Source organism: Paraburkholderia sp. CNPSo 3274, assembly GCF_024206475.1.
Classification (GTDB): domain Bacteria; phylum Pseudomonadota; class Gammaproteobacteria; order Burkholderiales; family Burkholderiaceae; genus Paraburkholderia.
In genome coordinates, this window is the sequence record NZ_JAMBPR010000243.1 from 1 (window position 1) to 766 (window position 766).

At 60.6% G+C, this 766-nt stretch carries 1 protein-coding gene and 1 pseudogene; both read right to left on the reverse strand.

The annotated features are described in order from the left end of the window. Positions 1-347: 347 nt before the first annotated feature. Positions 348-512, reverse strand: a pseudogene (locus M3I54_RS44475) (3-hydroxyacyl-CoA dehydrogenase); the annotation flags it as partial. A gap of 3 nt (positions 513-515) precedes the next feature. After that, positions 516-766, reverse strand: a 251-nt coding sequence (locus M3I54_RS44480) for a hypothetical protein (protein ID WP_254346742.1), incomplete at its 5' end; no start/stop codon positions are given.

The window sequence follows — 766 nt, forward strand, 5'->3', positions numbered from 1 at the left end:
TGAAGAAGGTGGACCAGATGTTCGTGTTGAACATGGCGGCATACAACCTCGTGCGCATGCGATCACTGGCACAAATCCGCTTATAAGTGGCGGAAAGCGTGGCAAGGAGGTCAGAAGTCGGCCTCAAGCCGCCGAAAGAACGTTGAATTCGCGTTGAGATTGCACAATGCGAAAGTTTGCGACTGGCGGGCGCGTACATCGAGGCGCACCGCTTCCGCCGGGGATGTATTTCCGCAACCTGTTAAGCGCGTGTTGTTCGTTCGCTTCCCCCGTTAGAGAGGAATGAATCACAACTGGGTGCTCAGAATTGAGCATGCGCGCCACCATCTGCGCATGCTCGCGCTCCTGACCGGTTGCGCGGGGCCGGCGCTACCGCCGGAGCCGTCGATGTTCACACCGAGATCGTTTACGACGACGCGCGCGCCCTGGCGCGCGGCCTTACAGGCGATACCCTTGCCGACACCGGCGCCCGCGCCGGTCACGATGACAACTTCTCCTTCGAGCAAGCCCATTGTTTACTCCTCCATGAATCGGAATCCTGACGATCCCTTGTTAATGATGCAGGCCCAGTAGGCCAAAGCCGGGTCCTTGATCTGGCGTTCGCCGGCACCGCCTTGCAACTGGTTGTAGATTTCGCAGGTTACGGACATGGCTGCCGTCCCACGTGCAGGGCGCCCGGATAATGGAATCATCGCTAGCGGCCCGTTCTGGGCCACTCCCCAACGCGGGGGGCGGTAAGGGCGGGACTTAAGCGCCGGGTGGGGAG